Raw genomic sequence first — 21,591 nt, 5'->3', positions numbered from 1 at the left:
GTAAACAGGCCTTAACCAAACCTGCGAATGAAATCATCATGTTATGGCCAATTGTGAACAGCGCCTAGAGACTATTTACAATTTGAATCCCCCTCCCCTGCAGGGCGAAGCCCGCAGCGGGGGAGGGTCGGGGAGGGGGTGAACGATATGGCTCATGAACTGAAATTACTGTTTTTCGAGGGTTTTAACCCCCACTCCAGCCTTCTCTCTTGCTTCGCAAGCAATGCTTGTCGCTGCGCGAGCTATCCCAATCCCACAGGGAGAGGGGGCATATTGGCTGTTTCCCCAGCTTTCAGTTCCCTACACAAACATACGGAAAAATCTGATTCCCCCAAGATTTTGAACAGGTTCTCAGAGGAGATGGCATAGCATCGGGAAGCGCGTGCGTGTCGGCCTCGCCGCCACACACCTAACGAAGGGGTGTTGTATAACCTCAATAAAAAACGGCCTCTTGTGAGGCCGTTCCGGGATTGTTTCTGCGGTCGCAGAAAGCTCCAGTAAGGGTTTGTTTACGGTTGTTGTCCGTTTTGTTGGTTGTTGCCGTAAACGTTGTTGCTGTCATCACCCTGGAAGGTGTTGCTGGTACCGCCACGGGTTGCACCGAAGACGCCACCCCAGTCGTTTTCGCCGTAGGCAGAGCCGTATTTGTCAGCGTCTTTGACGGAGTTGAAGGAACCACCGAGTTCTTCTGCTTTTTCACCGAAGAAGGATGCCTTGAAGGTTGCCTTGTCATCACCGGCGAGGTAGGTACGGTCAGCGGTACCAACCACGGTGTTGCCCACGATGTTGCCCTGGAAGGCGACGAGGTTGTCGCGGGTGGTAGCAGACTTGGTTTGGTCGAGCAACCATTCGTTGTAAACGTTACCTTGCAGACGTTTGGTGCCGAAGTCGGCGGTCGCTTCAACGAAGTTACCCAAGCCGAGGCCGTCGGTCTTGCCGGCGAAGGCGTTCGGCAGGTTGCGTTTGCCCGCGTTGTGGAAGTCGTTGTCGATGCCGTACATCAAGGCGTGGCCTTGGTAGGTAGCCTTCTGGTCGCTCGGCAGTGCCGCCATCTGTTCGATGGTGGTGGCATCGGTACCACGGTAGAAGTAATCGTCCACAGAGTCGTCGGTGTTCTTGTTGCGGTACGGGTTGCGGATGAAGTTGTCGGCATAGCCCTTAACGCCTTCATCAACATCGAGCTGGGTAGAAACGCGACCGTACTGGACGTATTTCAGGGTCATCGGTACGGCACCAATGCTGTATTGGGTTGCCTTGCCTGCCTTGTCGTCTGCTGTACCATACTTGGTGTAATCCGTGTCGGCCAAATCGGTTTCATATTCGGCAACGAACGCCTTGGCGCCGCTGAAGCTGTTGAAAGTGACAGGGTGAATACCCTTGTTTTTCTCAGCAGTACCGGCATAGGCCAAGTGGTAGCGACCGAAGATACGGGTAGTAGTATTGTGGTGGTTTTCCCATTTCTTCTCGTCTTTATTCCAGTTCAATTCCTGACCGAGGGTAGAAAGACCGCCACCAACACGGATCAAACCATTAGTTGCAGCCAATCCATTTTTAACTTTTTGCTCTGTATAGAAAGCATCGTAATTTCCGGTACGGGTATAGTCATTTTCAAAACCGTCTATATGGCTTGTCCACCAAACCAAATCTTTACCATAGCGCGTGCCATTTTTCTCGGCAAAACGCGGAGTGACTGCAACCCTGTCTTTTTTGCTGCCAGTTTCTGAGGCTGGGGTTGTGCCACGATACATAAAGACATCCTTATTACCTTCCACGTCTTTGGAATAAACTTTTTTCAATTTTCCATCTGTAGGTTCGCGAACAATCGCATAAGGATCAATAACAGCAGTCATGGTTCTTGCATCATTGACGACTGTATATGTCTTGGCTGTCGTATCAGATTGGTAGGCAATACCTTCAGCAGCATTTTTAGCCAAACCAGTTTGACCGATTTTCATGTTAGCGTTGAGATCCTTTGGTTCAACTCGGCTCGATTCACTATTGCTATTAATATCACCAGTTCTGTTTGCACCAAGACCGAGGTTATCACTATTATTAACGTTAACTCTTTTATAGCCGGTTCCACTTTCTATTACATAAGGGTATTGTTTAACATGAGACAAAAGCGCATCCGAATTAGGATCAGTAGGATCTTCGGCTACCGTTTCATTATCTATCAGCTCACGCTTAATTTTGTTCTTTTCATCAACGTTGTTTGCTCCTTTTACAAGATCGTTAAAGCCACTATTACGCGCTCTTGTAGAAGAACGACTACTGCCATCATCCGAATGATGATCCGCTTTCGTATCAATATTAAACATATAACGTCCTGCCAAGACATCCACGTTTTGGAAGTTTTCTTCTTGCAGGCTGTTCAGTCCGGCGACTGAATCCTTGATGGCGTCACCATTCGCCTTGAGCGGTACCGGGTTGTCGCTGCCTGCGAATTGTGCCTTGACCGGGGTGCCGTCGGCACGGACGATCTCCTGACGGGCGAGGACGATGTTGGTCAGGCTCGGGTTCTGGTCGTTGAGGGTGGTGCCGAGGAGCGGAGAGGCGGATGCCGGTTGGCTCGGGTTGTAGGTGCGGTCGTATTGTGAGCCTTCGCGGCGGATGTATTGCAGGGTGCCGACGGTGTTTTGTTTGGTGAGGTCTTTGTCATCTACGACCTGGGTGCCGGTCGGGTCAACGACTTTGTCGTCGTTCGCCGGAGGGGTCGGCTGGTTGTTGTTATTGTTCGGCTGGTTCGGGTTGGGCTTGGGCGGGTCAGCCGGTTTGTTGCTGTTGTCATCACCGCTGCCACCGCAGGCAGCAACGCCAACGGCCACGAGGATTGCCAGGGAGAGGTTTGTCAGTTTCATGCTGTATGTACCTTTAACTGTTGAAAGTGAATTTCCATAGCCATAGCTTGGCTATCGGCTATGTTATGCCAAGTGCGGCGGTTGTTGCAAGTTTTTTGTGGTTTTTTTGAAACACGTTGCGGGGTGATGTTTTGTGGTCGCGACGCGGGTTGTTTGCGCCCGGTTCGGCGGCGAGGACGGACGGAGATTGGGGGGGCGAGTTGGCGTATGGTTTGCGGGGATGGGCGGAGCTTCGGCGGTTGTATCGCGGAAGCTACCCCTCCCCAGCCCTCCCCCGCTGCGGGCTTCGCCCTGCAGGGGAGGGGGTAGAACGGCGGGAGATTGGGCAGTGGTTGGTGAATGGTTTGCGGGTATGGTGGGCGTTTCCGGTCATTGGTGGTGGGGCAAGCCCCACCCTACGAGTTTATATAAGCATCGGCGGTTGTATCGCGAACGCTACCCCCTCCCCGACCCTCCCCCGCTACGGGCTTCGCCCTGCAGGGGAGGGGGCAGAACGGCTGCGGGAATGCGGGCGGTTAATGTGCGTGCGGAACGGTGCGCCGAGGCGCACTCTATGGCGGTTTGTTGGGTTACGCGCTGCGCGCTAACCCAACCTACGGAAGGGGGGAAGGAGGTAAATCGGTGGCAGGGATTGGGATGCGTGCGAGTTGGCGAATAGTTTGCAGATGTGGTGGGCGTTTCCGGTCGTTGGTGGTGGGGCAAGCCCCACCCTACGAGTTTATATAAGCATCGGCGGTTGTATCGCGAACGCTACCCCCTCCCCGACCCTCCCCCGCTGCGGGCTTCGCCCTGCAGGGGAGGGGGTAGTTCGGCGGCAGGAATACGGGCAGTTAATGTGTGTGCGGAAGGGTGCGCCGAGGCGCACCCTATGGTGGTTTGTTGGGTTGCGCGCTGCGCGCTAACCCAACCTACGAGGTCGGAATGGGGGAGTTGTTTGGCATTCCGGTCGTCTTTTTGTCGGCCATAAATGGCCGACCTACGCGAGTTTTCTGTTTCGCATCGGTGGGGAAACCGGCAAACCCCACTCCGACCCTCCGCCGGTTCCCACGAAAATGCGAACGCATTTTCGTGGGTGCCCGCCCACAGGGGGAGGGGGCAGAACAGCGGGAGATTGGGCGGCGGTTGGTGAATGGTTTGCGGGTATGGTGGGCGTTTCCGGTCGTTGGTGGTGGGGTAAGCCCCACCCTACGGGTTTATATGAGCATCGGCGGTTGCATCGCGGACGCTACCCCCTCCCCAGCCCTCCCCCGCTGCGGGCTTCGCCCTGCAGGGGAGGGGGTAGTTCGGTGGTCGTTTGGCATTTCGGTTGTTTTTTGTTGTTGGGCATGAATGGCCGCTCTACGCGAGTTGTCTGTTTCTCATCGGTGGGGAAGCAGGCAAACCCCGCCCCGACTCTCCGCCGGTTCCCACGAAAATGCGAACGCATTTTCGTGGGTGCCCACCCACAGGGGGAGGGGGCAGAACGGCGGGAGATTGGGCAGTAGTTGGTGAATAGCTTGCAGGTATGGTGGGCGCTTCCCGTCGTTGGTGGTGGGGCAAGCCCCACCCTACGGGTTTATATGAGCATCGGCGGTTGCATCGCGGGCGCTACCCCCTCCCCAGCCCTCCCCCGCTGCGGGCTTCGCCCTGCAGGGGAGGGGGTAGTTCGGTGGTCGTTTGGCATTTCGGTTGTTTTTTGTTGTTGGGCATGAATGGCCGCTCTACGCGAGTTGTCTGTTTCTCATCGGTGGGGAAGCAGGCAAACCCCGCCCCGACTCTCCGCCGGTTCCCACGAAAATGCGAACGCATTTTCGTGGGTGCCCACCCACAGGGGGAGGGGGCAGAACGGCGGGAGATTGGGCAGTAGTTGGTGAATAGCTTGCAGGTATGTTGGGCGCTTCCCGTCGTTGGTGGTGGGGCAAGCCCCACCCTACGGGTTTATATGGGCATCGGCGGTTGTATCGCGGGCGCTATCCCCTCCCCTGTCCTCCCCCGCCGCGCTTCGCTACGGGGGAGGGGGTAGTTCGGCGGCAGGAATGCTGGCGGTTAGCTGTATTTCCGCCGGCGGCGCCAGGCGAGGAGCAGGCCGGTAATGGGTGGCAAGAGTGGCAGGGCGACGATGAGGGTGATGGCGAGCGGCAGTTGTTCGCTTTCGGGCAGGGTGAGGTATTGGTCTTTGAGTTTGGGCTGGGCGATGTTGCCGTGTGCCTTGTCCGGCAGCAGGCGGGCAAAGAGGTTCTGCACGAGGGTGCTGTTGCCGCCGATGTTGAGGTAGCTGTCCTGAAATATGTCGCTGTCGCCGAGGATGATGATGCGCTGTGGTTTGCCCTGGTAGTCGCGCTCCAGCAGCCAGCCGAGGGCGAGCGGCCCTTTGGCTTCTTCGGCATCGGGCAGGACGGCGGCAGCGTCCGGGGTGTGTTCTGCCCAGCTTTGGTTGTTCGTCCACAGGAGCGCGGTGCGCTTCCAGTCGCTGGTCGGCGGGTGATCGGGGTCTTCGGCGATGGCGACGGCGGTCGGCAGCAGCGGTGCCTGGCTGATGCCGTCGCTGACGCGGTCGTCGCCGAGGGTGTCGATGATGAGCATTTGCGGGTCGTTCAGGCCGTAGTTTTTCGCGCCGGGGTCGATGATGCTGCCTTCTACCAGTTTCAGGCCGGTGAGGGTGGCGAGCCACGGCGGCAGGTAGGGGTGGCGGGTGTCGGTGGTGTAGAGCAGGTTACCGCCGCGCGCGAGGTAGGTTTGTAGCGCGCTGCCGTGGTCTTGCGGGATGGTTTCGGGGTCGGCGATGACGAGCACATTGACGCTGCGCGGGATGTCGCGCGTGCGGTTTTGGTCCTGGTCGCCGACGGTGGTTTTGGCGTTTTGGATGCGCTCGTAGGCGGCGCGCCAGTTGCCGCTCGTGTCCTGCCGCCAGGCGCGTTCGCCGTGGCCTTGCAGGTGCAGGATTTGGCTGTCGCTGCTTTCGCCGAGGTTGAGTAGTGCGGTGGCGAGGCTTTGCGGGCTGGCGATGTCGATGCGTTCGCCGTGCGTGCCGTCTGTCAGGTAGAGCTGGCCTTCGCGGGTGATGTCGCGCTCCTGCACGCGCAGCGGGTCGCTGTCGGGGTTGATAAACTCCAAATGCAAGCGCGGTTGCAGTTGTTTGTAGGGGGCGACGAGGTCGGCGAATCCCCGCCGCTGGCGCGGGTTGTTGCGGACGTAGGCTTCGAGGGTGATGTCGCCTTTGAGGTCGCGTATCGCCTGTTTTTGCGCTTCGCTGAGTTGCAGCAGCGGCTGGTCGCGCAGGATGAGGGCGCGGTTGTCGTGCAGGCTCCACCAGGCGCAGGCGATGAGGGTGGCGGCGATGAGCGGCAGCAGCGCGGTGTAATATAGTGTCTGTTTTTTCATGCGGCTATTTTAGCGGGGGTTTTGCGGTGATTGAGCGTTTTTGTGAGGCGATGGAGCTGGAGGCGGGGCTGGCGGCGGCGTCGGTGGCGTCGTACCGCCGCGATTTGCAATTGGCGCAGCGGCTGTGCGACAAGCCGGTCGAAGGGTTTGCGACGGCGGATGTGCAGGCGGTGCTGGCACAAATGCTGGATTTGCAGCGCAAACCGTCGTCGTTGGCGCGGATGCGGGCATCACTACGCCGTTTTTTTGGCTGGATGGTGGAGGAGCGGCTGCGTGCGGATGATCCGTCGGCGCTGCTGGAGGCGGTGCGGCAGGAGAAGCGCCTGCCGCGCGGGTTGTCCGAGGCGGATGTGGAGCGGCTGCTCGCCGCGCCGCTGACGGATTCGGCGGAAGGGTTGCGCGATGCGGCGATGCTGGAGCTGCTGTATGCCTGCGGACTGCGGGTGAGCGAGCTGGTCGGTTTGCCGCTGTCGGCGGTGTTTTTGCAGGAGGGGATTTTGCGGGTACGCGGCAAGGGCGACAAGGAGCGGCTGGTGCCGATGGGCGAGCAGGCGGCGGAGATGGTCGCACGTTATTGTCGTGAGGCGCGCCCGGTGCTGCTGGGCAAACGGGTGAGCGATGTGCTGTTTGTCAGCGCACGCGGCGGGGCGATGAGCCGCCGCGCGTTTTGGCAGTTGATTCATGATTATGCGATTGCCGTCGGTATTACTGCGCCGGTGTCGCCGCACACATTGCGTCATGCGTTTGCCACGCATCTGGTCAATCACGGCGCGGATTTGCGCGTGGTGCAATTGTTGCTCGGTCACAGCAGTCTTTCGACGACACAGATTTATACGCACGTCGCCGAGGCGCGGCTGGCGAAGGTGTTTGCCGCGCATCATCCGCGTGCATGACGTTACGGTAATAACCGCGCATCGTCATGATACGGCTGTGCTGTTGTCGGTATGATACAAGTCTGTTTTTCCCCCGGATGCCGTTGATTCCCATGCGAACCCTGCCCTGTCTGCTCATCGCCGCGACCACCCTCGCGCACGCCGCCTCGCCCAACATGGAGCTGGCGAAATCGGTCTTCGACCCGCGGGTGATGAGCAATGCGGAGGAATCGCCGATTCCCGGACTGTACCAGTTCGCGCAGGGGACGGAGGTGTTCTACATCAGCGCCGATGGCCGCTATGTGATGCAGGGCGAGATGATTGACCTGCAAACGCAGAGCAATGTCACCGAAGTCTTCCGCGCCTCCGAACGGGTCAAGGCGCTGGCGCAGGTTGACCCGAAAACGATGATTAGTGTCTCGCCCACCACGCCGCAGCATCAGGTGAGCGTGTTCATCGACGTGGACTGCCCCTATTGCCGCGTCATGCAACAAAACATCCTTGAATACACCCAGCGCGGCATCGCTATCCGCTACCTCGCCTTCCCGCGCAGCGGCCCCGAATCCGTCGCGGCGCTGCGGATGTCGCAAGTGTGGTGTTCGCCCGACCGCCTCACCGCGCTCCTGCTCGCCGAAACTGACCAGCCGCTGCCCAACTCGCGTGGCGACTGCACCAACATCATCCGCGAACACTTCGCCACCGGCCTGCAAATCGGCATCGCCAGCACGCCGTCGGTCATTCTCGAAGATGGCACGCTGATTTCCGGCTTCGTCGCCCCTGCCAACCTCGAAGCCATATTGAGCCAGCATCCGCCGCGTCCCGCCCAAAAGGAGCTGCGCAGTCCGGTACGCCGTCCGCCTCCCCCGCCGCCGCCCGAACCGCCGCTGTTGCCGCAGCCCGCGCTGGCCATCGCCCTGATGAGCGCCCTCAAGGTACAAACTGCCACCGCCGACGGCAACGACCCGCAACAAAAGCTGGAAAAAGAAGCCGCTGCGGGCAGCGCCGACGCCGCCTTCAAACTGGGACGGCGTTACGACGAAGGCGAAGGCGTCGCCCAAGATGCCGCCAAGGCGGAACTCTACTACCGCCAAGCGCTGCAACAATGGCAAAAAGACGCGGCGGCGGGCAATGCCGAAGCGCAATATCAACTGGGGGTAATGTACCGCGAAGGGCTGGGCGTCATCGCCGACAGTGTTCAGGCGCGCGCCTGGTTTGAAAAAGCGGCAATGCAGGGCGACGAGGCGGCCAAAGCGGCACTGGAATAAGGTGATGGACGCGCAGGAAACGGCTCGCAACGGGCCGTTTTTTCATGGGCGCACGGTCGTTGGCGTGTGGCGCGAAAACCCTTATGATGCGCGGCGCGACAGGGCGAACTGCGGCATCCGTCCCGCGTCCAACAGACGGCAATTCTTTCAGGTGTGGCATGGCAGGCATTGAAATCAACAAAACCGGCAAGATTATCCAGGGCGATTACTTCGGCTGGCATATCAGAATTTTGAACGACAAGGACTATACCGGCGGATTTCTCGTGCTGCTCACCTCGCCCTTCAACCCGGAAGACCATTACGACCACTGGGCAAGCGACGCGCGCGAGCTGAAAACGTTTATGGCGCAGCACGACTGGGTTATCGACTGGGATGCCGATATTGCCTCAAGCCATTGAGATGACCGCATAAAAAACCGCCCCGGAGGGCAGTTTTTTGTGGCGGGGATGACGCACGGGGATGTCAGTCTCCTTCATGCGATGGCGGTAATTCCTCCACCGGCTTTTGCGGGCTCGCTTTCTCTGACTTGCCGCTTACAAATATTCCCGCGATGGCGGCAATCATGCCCAATACCGTAACCGCGCCGAGGTAGTACCCTTTTGAATGAATACGCCTGCCAGAAACATGAATGCTGCAGTGATTATCAGCGCATAGATTTGTCCGTGTCGCCGCAGACGGTATTCCTTGTCAATCACCGCCTTTTGCGCGGCAAGCCGCGCTTCCTGCTCCCGCTCTGCCATAGCCAAAATGCGTTCTGCTGCGCCAGGCAGAATTTCGTTATAGCGACCAAATTCGGCAGACGGTGGCAAAGGACCCTCGTAGCTGACCATCTGCCGTCGCGCTTCAATAGACTTCCTTCCAAACCATAACTTGCACGGCAACCCGACAAAATTCCAAACCTGCCGAGCTGTTGTCTGCTGCCCCCACCCTAACCCTCCCCCACAGGGGGAGGGAACTCATTGGCTGCAAAAATAGCAATAGTTTCATAATTATCCATATGCGATATGACAGCTGTTATTTGAATCTGCCGCAGAACGGCTCCCTCCCCCGTGGGGGAGGGCTGGGGTGGGGGCAGGGATACAAATTCCAAAAAACGTATGCCTTTGCCTGGTTTGGAAAGATGTCTAATGGTTACGATGTCCTTGATCGCTTCCCGTTCTTCAGGCAGCAATACGCGGGTGCGTCCCGCTCTCTGTTCGCTTGCGGGTCGCTGTGCACTCATGCTTCCTCGCATTTCATTGCGTGAGCAAGATCGCGCCCGATGTTATGCCAGTCGCGTGCCAGATTGCGCGTGTCATTACCCGCATCAAAATTGCGCGGCGTCATGTGCGGCGCGATATCAAAAATGGACGCAGCGCCTTCAAGGATGGCGCGGCGTTGTTCCTGAAAGGTTTTTGTTTTTGCCATGGGTGATACCTCCATGCGCCGTATTTTAGGCGATGCGGAGCGTGATGCGAACGGAAAAACCGCCCCGGAGGACGGTTTTTTGTGGCGGGAAAGGCGGGGGTTTACCAGCCCTTGACGGCGGCACCCTTGAAGACTTTTTCCGCCGCGTCTTCCACTTCTTTGCTGTGGTAGGCATCGACGAATTTTTTCACTTCGTCCTTGTCCTTGTCCGCTTCGCGCACGACGATGATGTTCACATACGGTGAATCCGGGTCTTCGAGAATCAGCGCGTCGCGCTTCGGCAGCAGGTCGGCGTTGATGGCGTAGTTGGAGTTGATGAAGGCGAGGTCAACATCCGGCAGGCTGTTCGGCACGAGCGAGGCATCGACTTCGCTGAATTTGTAGTTGTGCGGGTTTTCGGCGATGTCCAGCACGGTGGATTCGAGGTTTTTGCTGTCTTTCAGCTTGATGAGGCCTTGTTTTTCGAGAAGGATGAGGCTTCTGCCTTCGTTAGAGGGGTCGCCCGGCAGGCCGATGGTCGCGCCGTCTTTCAGCTCTTTGATGTCCTTGATTTTTTTGCTGTAAGCACCGATGGGGTAAACGAAGGTGTTACCAACCGGCACGAGTTTGAGGCCACGGTCTTTGACCATGACGTCCAGATAGGGTTTGTGCTGGAAGGCGTTGGCGTCAATGGAGCCGTCGGCAAGGGCAACGTTCGGCGCGACGTAGTCGTCAAATTCGACGATTTCGACGTCCAGGTTGTGTTTTTCTTTGGCGACTTTGGCAGCGGCTTTGACGAGGTCGGCTTCTTGGCCGCTCATTGAGCCGACTTTGAAGGGCGCGGCCTGGGCGGCAAGGGCGAAGCTGGCGATGAGGGCAGCGAGGGTCAGTTTTTTCATGGTTTCTCCGGGTTTGTGGATGGATGGGGTTAAACCTTGGTTTGGCTTTGCCTGGAAATCCCCCTCCCCTGCAGGGCTCAGCCCGCAGCGGGCGGGATCCCACGCAAAATGCGGACGCATTTTGCGTGGGGCCCGGGGGAGGGCTGGGGAGGGGGTGAGCGATGCTGTTCATGAACAGGGACAGGCTTTTTATATTTGCTGCCCCCACCCCGACCCTCCCCCACGGGGGAGGGGGTTGGTTTAGCGATGGTCAAAGCGTTTGGCGAGAGCGTCGCCAAGCCACTGGATGAGCTGCACGAGGACGACGATGGTGCAGACGGTGTAGAGCATGATGTCCGGGCGGTAGCGCTGGTAGCCGTAGGCGTAGGCGACTTTGCCGAGGCCGCCCGCGCCGAGCGAGCCGGCGATGGCTGAGTAGCCGATGAGGGCAATCAGGGTGATGGTGAGCGCGTTGGTCAGCCCCGGCAGCGCTTCCGGCAGCAGCACTTTGCGCACGATTTGCACCGGGCTGGCGCCCATCGCCTGCGCCGCTTCGACGAGGCCGCCGGGGACTTCGTTCAGCATATTTTCCACCATGCGCGCGATGAAGGGCGCGGCGGAGAGGGTGAGCGGCACGATGGCGGCGGTGTTGCCGATGGAAACGCCAACGATGGCGCGGGTAAAGGGGATTATCCACAGCGCGAGGATGAGGTAGGGAATGGAGCGGCCAATATTCACCACGATGCCGAGCGGGTAATAGACATACGGGTTGGCGAGAAAGCGGCCGCGACGGGTGGCGTAGAGGATGACGCCGAGCGGCACGCCGAGCAGGGTGGCAAACGCGGTCGCGGTCAGCGTCATGTAGAGGGTTTCAAAGGTGCTGCTGACGAGCAGGTAGGGGATGTCGCCGATGAGGGCGTGCAGCCAGGTGGTGAAGGATTCCCACCATCCGCTGATGGCATGCCAGAGTTTGAGGAGGTTATTCAACATAGCCGAGGATTTCCGTGCTGACGGGTTGGGTGGTGAGATAGGCAAGTGCATCGCGGGTCTGCCCCGGTTCACCGATGATTTCGGCGACGAGCAGGCCGTGACGGGTGCTGCTGCCGATGTGTTCGATTTTGGCCTGGATGATGCTGATGTTGACGTCGAAGCGTTTGGTCAGCGAGGAGAGGACGGGTTCGTCGATGTGGTGGCCGAGGAAGCCGATTTTGACGACGGGGTGCATGCCGGCGGGTTTGAGGCGCCTCTGGTAGTCCTCCGGCAGGTCGAAGCGCTGGGTTTGCGCAACGAATTGTTTGCCAAGCGCCGAGGCGGGCGCAGTGAAGAAGGTGCTGACGTCGGCGGTTTCAACCAGTTGTCCGCCATCAATAAGGGCGACTTTGTCGCAGATGTGTTTAACGACTTCCATTTCGTGGGTAATCATCAGGATGGTCAGCCCCAGTTTTTCGTTGATGTTTTTCAACAGGTTAAGGATGTCTTCGGTGGTTTTCGGGTCGAGCGCCGAGGTCGCTTCGTCCGAAAGCAGCACCTGCGGCCCGGCGGCCAGGGCGCGGGCGATGGCAACGCGCTGTTTTTGCCCGCCAGAGAGTTGTGCCGGGTAGTGGCTTGCCTTGTCTTCAAGGCCAGTCAGTGCGAGCAGCGGCAGTACTTTGCTGGCAATGTTTTTTTTGTTGGCACCGACCAGTTCCAGCGGCAGGGCGATGTTGTCGTACACCGTGCGGCTTGAAAGCAGGTTGAAGTGCTGGAATATCATGCCGATTTTGTGGCGCGCCTTGAGGAGTTCGGCAGGCGGCATTGCGGTCAGCTCTTGCCCGGCGACGATGACACGGCCACTGTCCGGGCGTTCCAAGAGATTGACGCAGCGGATGAGGGTGCTTTTGCCCGCGCCGCTTTGCCCGACGACGCCGTAGATTTCGCCGGGGGCGACGTGCAGCGAAACGCCGTTGAGCGCGTGGATGTCGCGCCCTTTGTGCTGGTAGGTTTTTTGCAGGTTTTCGAGGGTAATCATGGGGTGTCCTTTGCAGGCGGGCGATTATAGCCGCCCGCCACGGCGCGGGATATGAAAGGTTTGCATCAGGGAATAACGGCTGGTTATCGGGCGACGTTTATAGCCATCCTGCCCCCATACACAGGAGGCGGAGCGGTGGTATGGCGCGCGTTAAATCAGGCTCTTGCTGTAGTAATTGAGTTCGGTCTGCTGCCGCCAGCCCTGTTTCGGCCAGTAGGCGTTGCCGACGGCGTTGTCGCTGAGGACGAGCAGGCGCATTTTCGTGATGCCACGGGCGCGCAGGCGCTCTTCGCTGCGCGTGAGCAGTTGGCGGGCGATGCCCCGTCCGCGCCAGTGTTCAGCGACGGCGAGGTGGTAGAGGGTGGCGCGGCGGCCATCTTCGCCGCAAAGCAAGGTGGCGATGATTTCGCCGTCGGCAAGGGCGACGTCGCTCAAGCCCGGATTGCGTTCCAAAAAGGCGGCGAGTGCGGCGGGTTCGTCGGCAGCGTCGAGGAAAACGCCGGGGATGGCGCGCCACAGCGCCAAAGCGGCGGAGATGTCCGCCGCCGTCATCGTGCGGTAGGTAATGTCAGCCACGGAGCACCCGCGCCAGTTCGTCGCGGCTGATGGGACCGTAGGGCGCGTGCCGCGTTTTCGCCGCCAGCTCCATGCGGTAGCGGACGAAGTCGGCTTCGTTGTCAATCATAAGAAAGGGGTTGCCCGCGAGCTGTTCGCCGAGGGTGGTGCTTTCGGCAATGCCGTAGTTGTGGCCGACGTGCAGGCGGGTGGCGGCAGGCAGGGTCTTCAGCTTTTGCAGGCTGCGGTAGAGGGCATGCGGGTCGCTGCCTTTGAGGTCGGCGCGGCCGCAGCCGTAAATAAAGAGGGTGTCGCCGGTGATGAGGTCGCCGCCGAGGTGGTAGCAGCAACTGCCGGGGGTGTGGCCGGGGGTCATGATGACGCCGATGCTGCTGCCGCCGAAGCTGATTTCGTCGCCATCATTAACGAGTACTGCGTCTTCGGGGCAATCCGGCCAGTGCGGCTGCTCGGCTTCGCTGATAAAGAGCGTGATGCGCTCGCCGTAGAGTTCGCGCACCGCGTTCACATGGTCGTGGTGGCTGTGGGTGATGAGGATGCCGGTGAGCATCAGCCCTTCTTCGGCCAGCACTTCGCGGATGCCTTCGGCGTCCCAGGCGGGATCGACGACCATCGCCTCGCCCGTGTGGCGGTCGGCGAGGATGTGGATGAAGTTGTCGTGGTCTTCGGCGATGAGGGTGAGGATTTCGTGTGCCATGCGGGTTCTCGGTGTCGGGTTTTCAAAAGGAAGGGGGGGGGGGGTTTGGTGATGTCCTCACGGATGACTGGTTTGCATCGACGGTAATATCGCGGGCGCTACCCCCACCCCTGCCCTCCCCCGCTGCGGGCTTCGCCCTGCAGGGGAGGGAGCGCCCCGCCGCCGTTTTTCGGAATGCCAAACGGGTCAGTGAATTTTCATCAGGCGTTCTTTTTGTCGCGCCCAGTCGCGGTCTTTTTCGCTGGCGCGTTTGTCGAAGGCTTTTTTGCCCTTGGCGATGGCGAGGTTTACTTTAACGTAGCCGTTTTTCCAGTAGAGGTTCACCGGCACCAGGGTGTAGCCGTCGCGCTCGGCAGCGCCGATTAATTTGCTGATTTCATTGCGATGCAGCAGCAGTTTGCGCGTGCGCGAAGGGTCGGCGATGACGTGGGTCGAGGCGGCTGGTAGCGGCGTGATGTAGGCGCCGAAAAGAAAAACCTCGCCGCTTTTGACGAGGATGTGGCTTTCTTTGATTTGGATGCGCCCGGCACGTAGGGCTTTCACCTCCCAACCTTCCAGCGCGATGCCTGCTTCAAAATGCTCTTCCAGGAAGTAATCGTGGAAGGCTTTGCGGTTGGTAATGATGTTGTTGTCCTGTTCTTTGCTTTTCTTGCTCATGGGGTAAAATGCCGCCAAATTCCTGAAAGGACGCCTATTGTGCCACAAATCCGCAAGTCGAAAAAATTGCCCTGGACGCCGTCGCAGATGTTTGATTTGGTCGCCGACGTCGAGAAATATCCGCAATTTTTGCCGTGGTGTGCTAACGGCAAATTGGTCAGCCGCAACGAGCACGAACTGGTTGGCACCATCACCGCACAAAAAGGCGCGTTTCACAAATCCTTCACCACCCGCAACCGCTTCGATTACCCGCACTGGATGGACATCGCCCTGGTCGAAGGGCCGTTTCGCCACCTGCGCGGCCGCTGGGAATTTGTAGCAACCGACGACGGCGGCTGCGAAGTGCGCTACAGCATGGATTTTGAAGTGCCGCTCTTGCTCGCGCCCATCCTTGGCGGGCTGATGAACCACATGAGCAACACCATGGTCGATGCCTTTGCCCGCCGCGCCGCACAGGTTTACGGGGTATAACATGCTGAAGAAACCGCTGCTGCTTGCGGCGCTTTTTATTTTGACCAACGCCCTTTATTTGTGGATGGCAAGCCGCACGCTCCCAACTTTGCAGGTCTTCGCTGGCGGTCTGCCGCCGCTCGATATGCTGCCCTTCGGTTATGCGCCAGACTATCCGGCGCGCCTTTTTGCCGCGTTGGGTGAGGCGGGGCGCGATTACTACCGCGTGCCCCAGCTCGTCCTCGACAGCCTCTACCCGCTGCTTTTTGCCCTGACCTACGCCAATCTGCTCGCTGTCCTGCTGCGCAAGAACTTCCGCCCGCAGCGCTGGTTTGCCCTGCTATGCGCCTTGCCCGTTTGCAGCGCCGTCTGCGATTGGCTGGAAAATGCGGCGACGTTCACCATGCTGCGCCAATACCCAGACATCTCCCCCGCACTGGCGGGCGCGGGCAGTATCCTCGGCACACTCAAAACGCTGACCGGCTTTCTCAGCCTGACCAGCCTGCTGGTGCTGGTTCTGCTTTGGCTGTGGCGCTATTACCAAGTGCGGCGGGGCTAACGATGACAACCATCCGCGTTGAAATCGCCTACGCCGAGCCGGAACGGCAGAAAATCATTACCCTCACTATGAACGAAGGCGCGACGCTCAAGCAAGCGGTGGAGCGCTCCGGCATGGTGCGCTTTTTCCCGCATCTGGATTTGCAAAAAGCGACTTTCGGCGTCTTCAGCCTGCCGCGTCCGCTGGATTACGTGCTGCGCGATGGCGACCGCGTTGAAATCTACCGCCCGCTCATCGCCGACCCGAAAGAAATGCGCCGCCAGCGAGCAAGGCAGCGCTAAATTAAAGAACAAGGAATCCGCATGGAAAACCGGCAACAGCATTGGAGTAACGCGCTAAAACTTCTTGCCTTCATTTTATGGTTCATCTCCCTTTCGCTGCCGGGATTCCTCACGTCACACGCGGATTCCTGGGGCAACTGGACCGGCTGGATCTTGCTCTCGGTAATGCCATTCGCTTTCTTGCAACCCGCATCCTGCTGGGCGCTTTATTCCAATATCTTCTTTTGGGTGGCATTGCTGCGCAAAGATGGCATCATTTCATTGGGCATTATGTGGCTAATGACGGCGACCATTATTTTTCATACCACGATATTGGTTAGTGAAATGCCCAAATTCGACCCCGTTCTTTCCTGGGGATGGGGTGCCGTCTTGTGGTTGCTTTCCTATATTGTGCTGACCCTTGCCCGGGCGGTACGTCATCATTCCGACCCTGCCCTGTTCCTGTGTATTGCCGGATTTTTCTGTAGCCTTGCCATTACCCTGCTGATTGGTCTGAATATCTACCAATACCGGATTATGAATGATGAAGAAAGGGAGCACCTGCTTCCGCCCAGCATGGCATTTACGACCCAAACCATTTCCGGCATTGAGATTCAGCCCGTCCCGGAAGATTTCCGCCTGCCAGCGGATGCCAATATTATCGTTGAGAACGCCATTCCTGATTTGAAACTCCTGCGCTATACCAGCCTGAAAGACACCGACAAACCCTTCCCCGGTGCAAAACCCGGCTACTACTATGGCATCCTCAATCCATACGATTATCCCGTGATCATCGCCCGCCCCGGCAACGTAGCGGATTACCGTTACCAGATTGTGCCTGACCCCCCGCAGCGCTTTCACATCACCCTGCGCCGTGGCAATGGCGATCCCGTTTGGCAGCAGGAATTTCGTACCGATTCCTCACGTGGCATCTATCCCCCTCTCCCGGAAAAAATCTGGCGGCGTGATTTCCCCTTCTACAAAGAAGAAACCTATAAAGAAGAAAGTGATATTACCCTGCGCGCTTGTCCGTTACCGCAAGGCGGCAAACATATCCGCCTGCATGACATGGAACTTATCCTCGAAAAAGGGGAATTTCTTTCCCAGGCTTTCTGCAATGAAAAATATACCCTGATACTTTTTATGGCTGAGGCAAAAAGACGTAGCGGAAGCCTGTATATAGCTGCCTATCTTCTGAATCAGCGTGGGGATATTATTCAGGGTTATGATTCAATTACAGACTGGCCAAACGATGTATTGCTGGAATCTGCCACATTATCCGGCAACGGGTACGACCTTTATCTGAAAGCGGAAAAAGAGGAAACCCAGCTGCTGGACGATTCATCCTCCCTGCGAACTTATCGGGAAACCGCCAACACCCATATGTTGCAACAGCAACCTTAGAACCTGTTCAAAATCCCGTGACGGTCGGGATGTGCGCGGGATTGGGCGGTCTGCGGCGTTGCAAAACTTGGCAAGGTAGCCCACATTGCCTGCGTTTTGCGCCTTGCATCCTATCCCAACCCGCATCACTCCCACCTCGCCCCGGAATCTTGAACAGGTTCTTAAACGGAAATTACCATGCCCCGCCACGCTCTGACCCTCTGCGCCACCGCGCTCGCCACCCTCATCTGGGGTTCCAGCTACTACGTCGCCACCGAATACCTGCCGCCCGACCGCCCGCTCACCGCCGCGCTCATCCGCTGCCTGCCCGCCGGATTGCTGCTGCTGTTGTGGACGCGCGAATGGCCGCGCCGCGCCGTCATGCCGCGCCTCGTCACCATCGGCGTGCTCAACATTGCCTTCTTCCAGACCATGCTCTTTGTCTCCGCCTACCGCCTGCCGGGCGGACTCGCCGCCATCCTCAATTCCACGCAAACGCTGCTGGTGCTGGCGCTGATGGCACTGGCGGGAATGCGTCCGCCCAAAGCGGCCTGGCTGGCGGCTGCGCTCGGCGTCGCCGGTATCGTGCTGCTGGTCGCCAGCCCGCAAAACCGCTACGACCCGCTCGGCATCGCCGCCGCACTGGCGGGCGCGTGCGCGATGGCGGCGGGTATCTTCCTCACCAAACGCTGGCAGATGCACCTCTCCGTGCTGGCGCTGACCGGCTGGCAACTGACCATCGGCGGCCTTTGCCTGCTGCCGCTGGCACTCGCCGGTGAGCCGCCGCTGCCCGCACTTACCGCACGCAACATCGGCGGCTACGCCTACCTGTGCCTCTGCGGCACGCTGCTCGCCTACGTCCTCTTTTTCCGCGGCATCCGCTGGCTCTCGCCCGCGACCGTCTCCTCGCTTGGCCTGCTCAGCCCGGTCTGCGCCTTCGCCCTCGGCTGGCTGCTGCTCGACCAGCGCCTTGGCCTGCGCGCGCTGACCGGCTTCGTGCTGGTGCTCGCCTCCATCTACGGCGTGCAACGGGCGATGATGCACAAGGCGGAGTGAAGGCCGCTCTACATACCCGACCACATTCGCCATGCCCCGTTTTTTCCTCCTGCCTGAGCATACTTTTGACCTGTCCCGCCGCGACTGGGCGGGCAACGAACAGCACCTGATTGACCTGAGTGTGCAACGCCGGGGCGGCGTCGCCCTGGTGCATTGTGGGCGCGACGGCATCGTTGTACCGCGCAGTTACCGCAGCAAGCCGGGTTTTACTGCCGCCTGCACCGCACTGGCCGCCGATGGGCTACCGGTACACGTCCGCCTGAGCGGTGGCGGCGTGGTGCCGCAGTCGCCCGACACCGTCAATCTCTATCTCGCCTACCCTGTCGCCACCGCCTATCCGGTGGCTGCTGCCGAGCGTCATTACCGCCACCTTTGCGCGCTGTTGCAAAAGCTGTTCGCCACTTTCGCCATTGCAACGGATTATCAGGCGGTGCATGGCTCCTTCTGCGATGGCCGTTTCAACCTCGCCGTTGGCGGGCGCAAAATCGCCGGTACGGCGCAGTTCTGGCAACGCCGGGGCGGGGCGCAACTGCATACCGCGCTGGTATCAGCGGTGATTATCGCCGCCGCCGCGCCGGTGCTGACCGCCCGCGCCAACCGCTTTGAGGCAGCGCTGGGCAGCACGCAACGCTATCTACCGGAGCGTACGGTCGCCGTTGCCGACCTTGCGCCGGTCAGCGCTCACGAGGTCGCTGAAGCGTTGGCAGCGTTGGTGAGCGCACCGGGAATGGTTTGACGACCGCTTCTGGCGCATAAAAAACCGGGCAACGCCCGGTTTTTTTGTATAGCCATCCACCGAAAGCCTCATACGGTGTTGCGTCGCCTGACCGGGCACCCTAAAAAATGGCGGAGCCATTTTTTAGGGAAACCCGCGCCGTACAAAAGCGTACTGTCTTCGGCGACGCGCCTTGTCTGAAACTTTCGGTGGATGGCTATAAACAGCGCTAGATCAGGCGGCGGCGGAAGTAGGTGATGACGATTTCGGCGATGACGACGACGGCGAAGATGGTCAGCAGGATGACGGCGACGCGATCCCATTCAAAGAGTTCAATCGCCGATTGCATGATCATGCCGATGCCGCCGGCGCCGACCAGGCCGAGGACGGAGGATTCGCGCACGTTGATGTCCCAGCGCAGCAGCATGATCGACCAGAAGGCCGGTTTGACGGCTGGCCAGTAGCCGTAGAGGATTTGGCTGCTCTGCGTCGCGCCCGCCGCTTTCAGCGCTTCGATGCTGCCGCGCGGCACTTCTTCCAGCGCTTCGCCGAGCAGTTTGCCGATGAAGCCGACGGAGCGGCAGGCGATGGCGACGGTACCCGCCAACGCGCCGGGGCCAAAGATGGCGATGAAGAGCAGCGCCCAGACGAGCGAGTTGACGGAGCGGCTGGCGACGAGCAGCGTTTTGGCGAGGAAGTTGAGGGCGCGGTTGGGTGTCAGGTTGTGCGCAGCGAGGATGGATAGCGGCAGCGCGGCGACGAGGGCGAACAGGGTGCCAAGGGTGGCGATGTGGAAGGTTTCCAGCAGCGCCGCGTGGACTTCGAGGCGGTAGTAGGCGTAGTCGGGCGGGTACATCCGCTGCACCATGTCCAGCATTTGTTCCGGCGCGTCCCAGAGAAATTCCCAGATGACGTTGATGTGTTGCAGCGACAGCGCGACGGCGATGCCGATGCCCAGCCAGAAGGCGGTGCGGATGAGTTTTTCGGTGAGCGTGTGCCGTTGCCAAAGGCGTGCGGGGTGTGCCGCGGTGTTTGCGTCAGACATTGAAGATCCGTTTGACCGCGTTGGCAGCCAGTTCGCCGAGGAGGACGACGGCGATGATGGTGATCAGGATGGCGAGGACGAAGTCGTATTCGAAGCGCTGGAAGGCGGCGAAGAGGGTGCCGCCGATGCCGCCCGCGCCGACGATGCCGACCATGGTGGAGTTGCGCAGGTTGGCGTCCAACTGGTAGGTGCAGAAGCCGACGAGGCGCGCCATGACTTGCGGCAGAACGCCGTAGGTGACGACGGAGATGAAGGGGGCGCCGGTGGCGCGCACGGCTTCGATTTGTTTCATCGAGATTTCTTCGATGGTTTCTGTGAACAGTTTGCCAACGAAGCCGATGGAGGCGACGATGAGCGCGAGGATGCCCGCCAGCGGGCCGAAGCCGACCGCCTTGATGAAGATGATGGCGATGATGACCGGGTTGAAGGCGCGGCAGAAGGTGACGATGAAGCGCGCCGGCCAGGTGACCCAGGCGGGCATGAGGTTGCGCGCGCCGAGGATGGCGATGGGCAGGGAGAACAGTACGCCGAAGAAGGTCGCGAGCACGGCGATTTGCAGGCTTTCCACCAGGCCGGTGAGCAGTTGCGGCCAGTCTTTGAAGTTCGGCGGGAACATCCGCGCGAGGAAGCGGGCGCCGTTGTCGATGCCCTTGAGGAAGCGTTCGGCGGAGAAGTAGAGCTGGCCGAGGGCATAGAGGCTGTAGGCGATGAGCGCGAGCGCCAGCAGTTGCGCCCCCAAGGAGGCGCGGAAGGGGCGGACGCTGGCGGGGAGCGGCGGGGTGGTCGGGGCGTTCATTGCAACCAGTCCTTGCCGCCGTAAATGGTATTCAGGTCGGCATCAGTCAAGGCGTCAGGCGCGCCGTCGAAGACGACTTTGCCGCCGTTCATGCCGATGATGCGGTCGGCATAGCGGCGCGCGAGGCCGACGTCGTGGATGTTGACCAGCACCGGGATGTGGTGGTCGATGCCTTGCGATTTCAGCAGCTCCATGATTTCCACCGAGGTTTTCGGGTCAAGCGAGGAGGTCGGCTCGTCTGCCAAGAGGATTTCCGGGCGCTGCATCAGGGCGCGGGCGATGCCCACCCGCTGCCGTTGCCCGCCGGAGAGGCTGTCGGCGCGCTGGTTGGCAAAGTCGGCAAGGCCAACGATGTTGAGCAGACGCCAGGCGTAGGCGATGTCGGCGGCGGGGAAGCGGCGCAACCAGGCGTTTAGCGGCGAAACGTAGCCCAGTCGCCCGGTCAGCAGGTTTTCCATGACGCTCAGGCGCTCGACCAGATTGTATTCCTGAAACACCATGCCGATGCGCCGCCGCGCCTCGCGCAGCGCCCGCCCCTTGATGCGGGAAAGCTCTTCCCCCTTGAAGAGAATCGAGCCGTCGCTGGGGTCAATCAGGCGGTTGATGATGCGGATGAGCGTCGATTTGCCCGTCCCGGAAGGGCCGATAATCGCCGTCAGGCCGCTGTCGGCAAAGCTCAGGTCAATGCCTTTGAGTACCGGCGCACCGGGCTTGTAGGCCTTGGTCAGGCCGCTGATTTGCAAAATGGCGCTCATGATTGTCTCCGCCTGTTC

General features: G+C 59.7%; 22 protein-coding genes. 9 read left to right on the top strand and 13 right to left on the bottom strand.

Annotated features, from left to right (window positions below; genetic code table 11):
• Nucleotides 1–509 precede the first annotated feature (509 nt).
• Entirely contained in the window at nt 510–2,858 is a 2,349-nt protein-coding gene (locus ACO54Z_RS03605) for a transferrin-binding protein-like solute binding protein (protein WP_485995789.1), read from the bottom strand.
• Between the two features lie 2,025 nt (nt 2,859–4,883).
• Nucleotides 4,884–6,218, bottom strand: coding sequence for a hypothetical protein (locus tag ACO54Z_RS03600; protein WP_485995788.1), 1,335 nt, complete (start codon nt 6,216–6,218; stop codon nt 4,884–4,886).
• A gap of 26 nt (nt 6,219–6,244) precedes the next feature.
• On the opposite strand from ACO54Z_RS03600, the gene xerD reads away from it, so the two are divergent.
• The 3 genes from xerD (at nt 6,245) to ACO54Z_RS03585 (ending at nt 8,753) form a co-directional block, all read left to right on the top strand.
• Entirely contained in the window at nt 6,245–7,111 is an 867-nt protein-coding gene (gene xerD, locus ACO54Z_RS03595) for a site-specific tyrosine recombinase XerD (protein ID WP_485995787.1), read from the top strand.
• A gap of 92 nt (nt 7,112–7,203) precedes the next feature.
• Nucleotides 7,204–8,355, top strand: a complete 1,152-nt coding sequence (locus ACO54Z_RS03590; RefSeq protein WP_485995786.1) for a disulfide isomerase DsbC N-terminal domain-containing protein — start codon at nt 7,204–7,206, stop codon at nt 8,353–8,355.
• A 158-nt stretch (nt 8,356–8,513) separates the two neighbouring features.
• A complete protein-coding gene (locus tag ACO54Z_RS03585) occupies nt 8,514–8,753 on the top strand; it encodes a hypothetical protein (RefSeq protein ID WP_485995785.1) in 240 nt (79 codons plus the stop codon).
• 162 nt (nt 8,754–8,915) lie between these two features.
• On the opposite strand, the gene ACO54Z_RS03580 is transcribed toward ACO54Z_RS03585, so the two are convergent.
• The 8 genes from ACO54Z_RS03580 to smpB all read right to left on the bottom strand — a co-directional run bounded on the left by ACO54Z_RS03580 (nt 8,916) and on the right by smpB (nt 14,554).
• Nucleotides 8,916–9,185 (bottom strand): DUF2335 domain-containing protein, encoded by a 270-nt coding sequence (locus ACO54Z_RS03580; protein WP_485995784.1) that lies wholly within the window; start codon nt 9,183–9,185, stop codon nt 8,916–8,918.
• Nucleotides 9,186–9,573: 388 nt separating this feature from the next.
• A complete protein-coding gene (locus tag ACO54Z_RS03575; protein WP_485995783.1) occupies nt 9,574–9,762 on the bottom strand; it encodes a hypothetical protein in 189 nt (62 codons plus the stop codon).
• Between the two features lie 101 nt (nt 9,763–9,863).
• Complete coding sequence (locus ACO54Z_RS03570) at nt 9,864–10,640, bottom strand: MetQ/NlpA family ABC transporter substrate-binding protein (RefSeq protein ID WP_485995782.1); 777 nt, start codon at nt 10,638–10,640, stop codon at nt 9,864–9,866.
• A gap of 240 nt (nt 10,641–10,880) precedes the next feature.
• A complete protein-coding gene (locus ACO54Z_RS03565; RefSeq protein ID WP_485995781.1) occupies nt 10,881–11,609 on the bottom strand; it encodes a methionine ABC transporter permease in 729 nt (242 codons plus the stop codon).
• The gene (locus ACO54Z_RS03560) at nt 11,599–12,627 is read right to left on the bottom strand and encodes a methionine ABC transporter ATP-binding protein (RefSeq protein ID WP_485995780.1); all 1,029 of its coding nucleotides are present in this window, start codon (nt 12,625–12,627) and stop codon (nt 11,599–11,601) included. Before ACO54Z_RS03560 ends, ACO54Z_RS03565 begins: the two co-directional genes overlap by 11 nt.
• 150 nt (nt 12,628–12,777) lie before the next feature.
• On the bottom strand, nt 12,778–13,203 hold the full coding sequence (locus tag ACO54Z_RS03555; RefSeq protein WP_485995779.1) for a GNAT family N-acetyltransferase: 426 nt from the start codon (nt 13,201–13,203) through the stop codon (nt 12,778–12,780).
• A complete protein-coding gene (locus ACO54Z_RS03550) occupies nt 13,196–13,897 on the bottom strand; it encodes an MBL fold metallo-hydrolase (protein ID WP_485995778.1) in 702 nt (233 codons plus the stop codon). Before ACO54Z_RS03550 ends, ACO54Z_RS03555 begins: the two co-directional genes overlap by 8 nt.
• Before the next feature lie 186 nt (nt 13,898–14,083).
• On the bottom strand, nt 14,084–14,554 hold the full coding sequence (gene smpB, locus ACO54Z_RS03545; RefSeq protein ID WP_298078709.1) for an SsrA-binding protein SmpB: 471 nt from the start codon (nt 14,552–14,554) through the stop codon (nt 14,084–14,086).
• Between the two features lie 39 nt (nt 14,555–14,593).
• Here smpB and ACO54Z_RS03540 point away from each other — a divergent pair, with 39 nt between their 5' ends.
• The 6 genes from ACO54Z_RS03540 (at nt 14,594) to ACO54Z_RS03515 (ending at nt 18,998) form a co-directional block, all read left to right on the top strand.
• Nucleotides 14,594–15,025, top strand: coding sequence for a type II toxin-antitoxin system RatA family toxin (locus ACO54Z_RS03540; RefSeq protein ID WP_485995777.1), 432 nt, complete (start codon nt 14,594–14,596; stop codon nt 15,023–15,025).
• A 1-nt stretch (nt 15,026) separates the two neighbouring features.
• Nucleotides 15,027–15,563, top strand: coding sequence for a hypothetical protein (locus ACO54Z_RS03535; protein ID WP_485995776.1), 537 nt, complete (start codon nt 15,027–15,029; stop codon nt 15,561–15,563).
• 2 nt (nt 15,564–15,565) lie between these two features.
• Entirely contained in the window at nt 15,566–15,844 is a 279-nt protein-coding gene (locus ACO54Z_RS03530; protein WP_298081145.1) for an RnfH family protein, read from the top strand.
• A gap of 21 nt (nt 15,845–15,865) precedes the next feature.
• Nucleotides 15,866–17,227, top strand: coding sequence for a hypothetical protein (locus ACO54Z_RS03525; protein WP_485995775.1), 1,362 nt, complete (start codon nt 15,866–15,868; stop codon nt 17,225–17,227).
• Between the two features lie 177 nt (nt 17,228–17,404).
• Nucleotides 17,405–18,262: an EamA family transporter gene (locus ACO54Z_RS03520; protein WP_485995774.1), complete on the top strand. Its 858-nt coding sequence runs from the start codon at nt 17,405–17,407 to the stop codon at nt 18,260–18,262.
• Between the two features lie 31 nt (nt 18,263–18,293).
• On the top strand, nt 18,294–18,998 hold the full coding sequence (locus ACO54Z_RS03515; RefSeq protein WP_485995773.1) for a lipoyl protein ligase domain-containing protein: 705 nt from the start codon (nt 18,294–18,296) through the stop codon (nt 18,996–18,998).
• A 208-nt stretch (nt 18,999–19,206) separates the two neighbouring features.
• Here ACO54Z_RS03515 and phnE (ACO54Z_RS03510) read toward each other — a convergent pair whose 3' ends face one another.
• The 3 genes from phnE (ACO54Z_RS03510) to phnC are packed head-to-tail and all read right to left on the bottom strand — an operon-like array spanning nt 19,207 to nt 21,573.
• The gene (phnE, locus tag ACO54Z_RS03510) at nt 19,207–20,022 is read right to left on the bottom strand and encodes a phosphonate ABC transporter, permease protein PhnE (protein WP_298081142.1); all 816 of its coding nucleotides are present in this window, start codon (nt 20,020–20,022) and stop codon (nt 19,207–19,209) included.
• Nucleotides 20,015–20,818 (bottom strand): phosphonate ABC transporter, permease protein PhnE, encoded by an 804-nt coding sequence (gene phnE, locus ACO54Z_RS03505; RefSeq protein ID WP_485995772.1) that lies wholly within the window; start codon nt 20,816–20,818, stop codon nt 20,015–20,017. The genes phnE (ACO54Z_RS03510) and phnE (ACO54Z_RS03505) overlap by 8 nt, the downstream gene beginning before the upstream one ends.
• Entirely contained in the window at nt 20,815–21,573 is a 759-nt protein-coding gene (gene phnC, locus ACO54Z_RS03500) for a phosphonate ABC transporter ATP-binding protein (RefSeq protein ID WP_485995771.1), read from the bottom strand. The genes phnE (ACO54Z_RS03505) and phnC overlap by 4 nt, the downstream gene beginning before the upstream one ends.
• Between the last annotated feature and the right edge of the window lie 18 nt (nt 21,574–21,591).

The organism is Cardiobacterium sp. (assembly GCF_057314735.1).
Note: the sequence above shows the minus strand (reverse complement) of the source record. Positions and strands in the feature narration are given on the sequence as shown.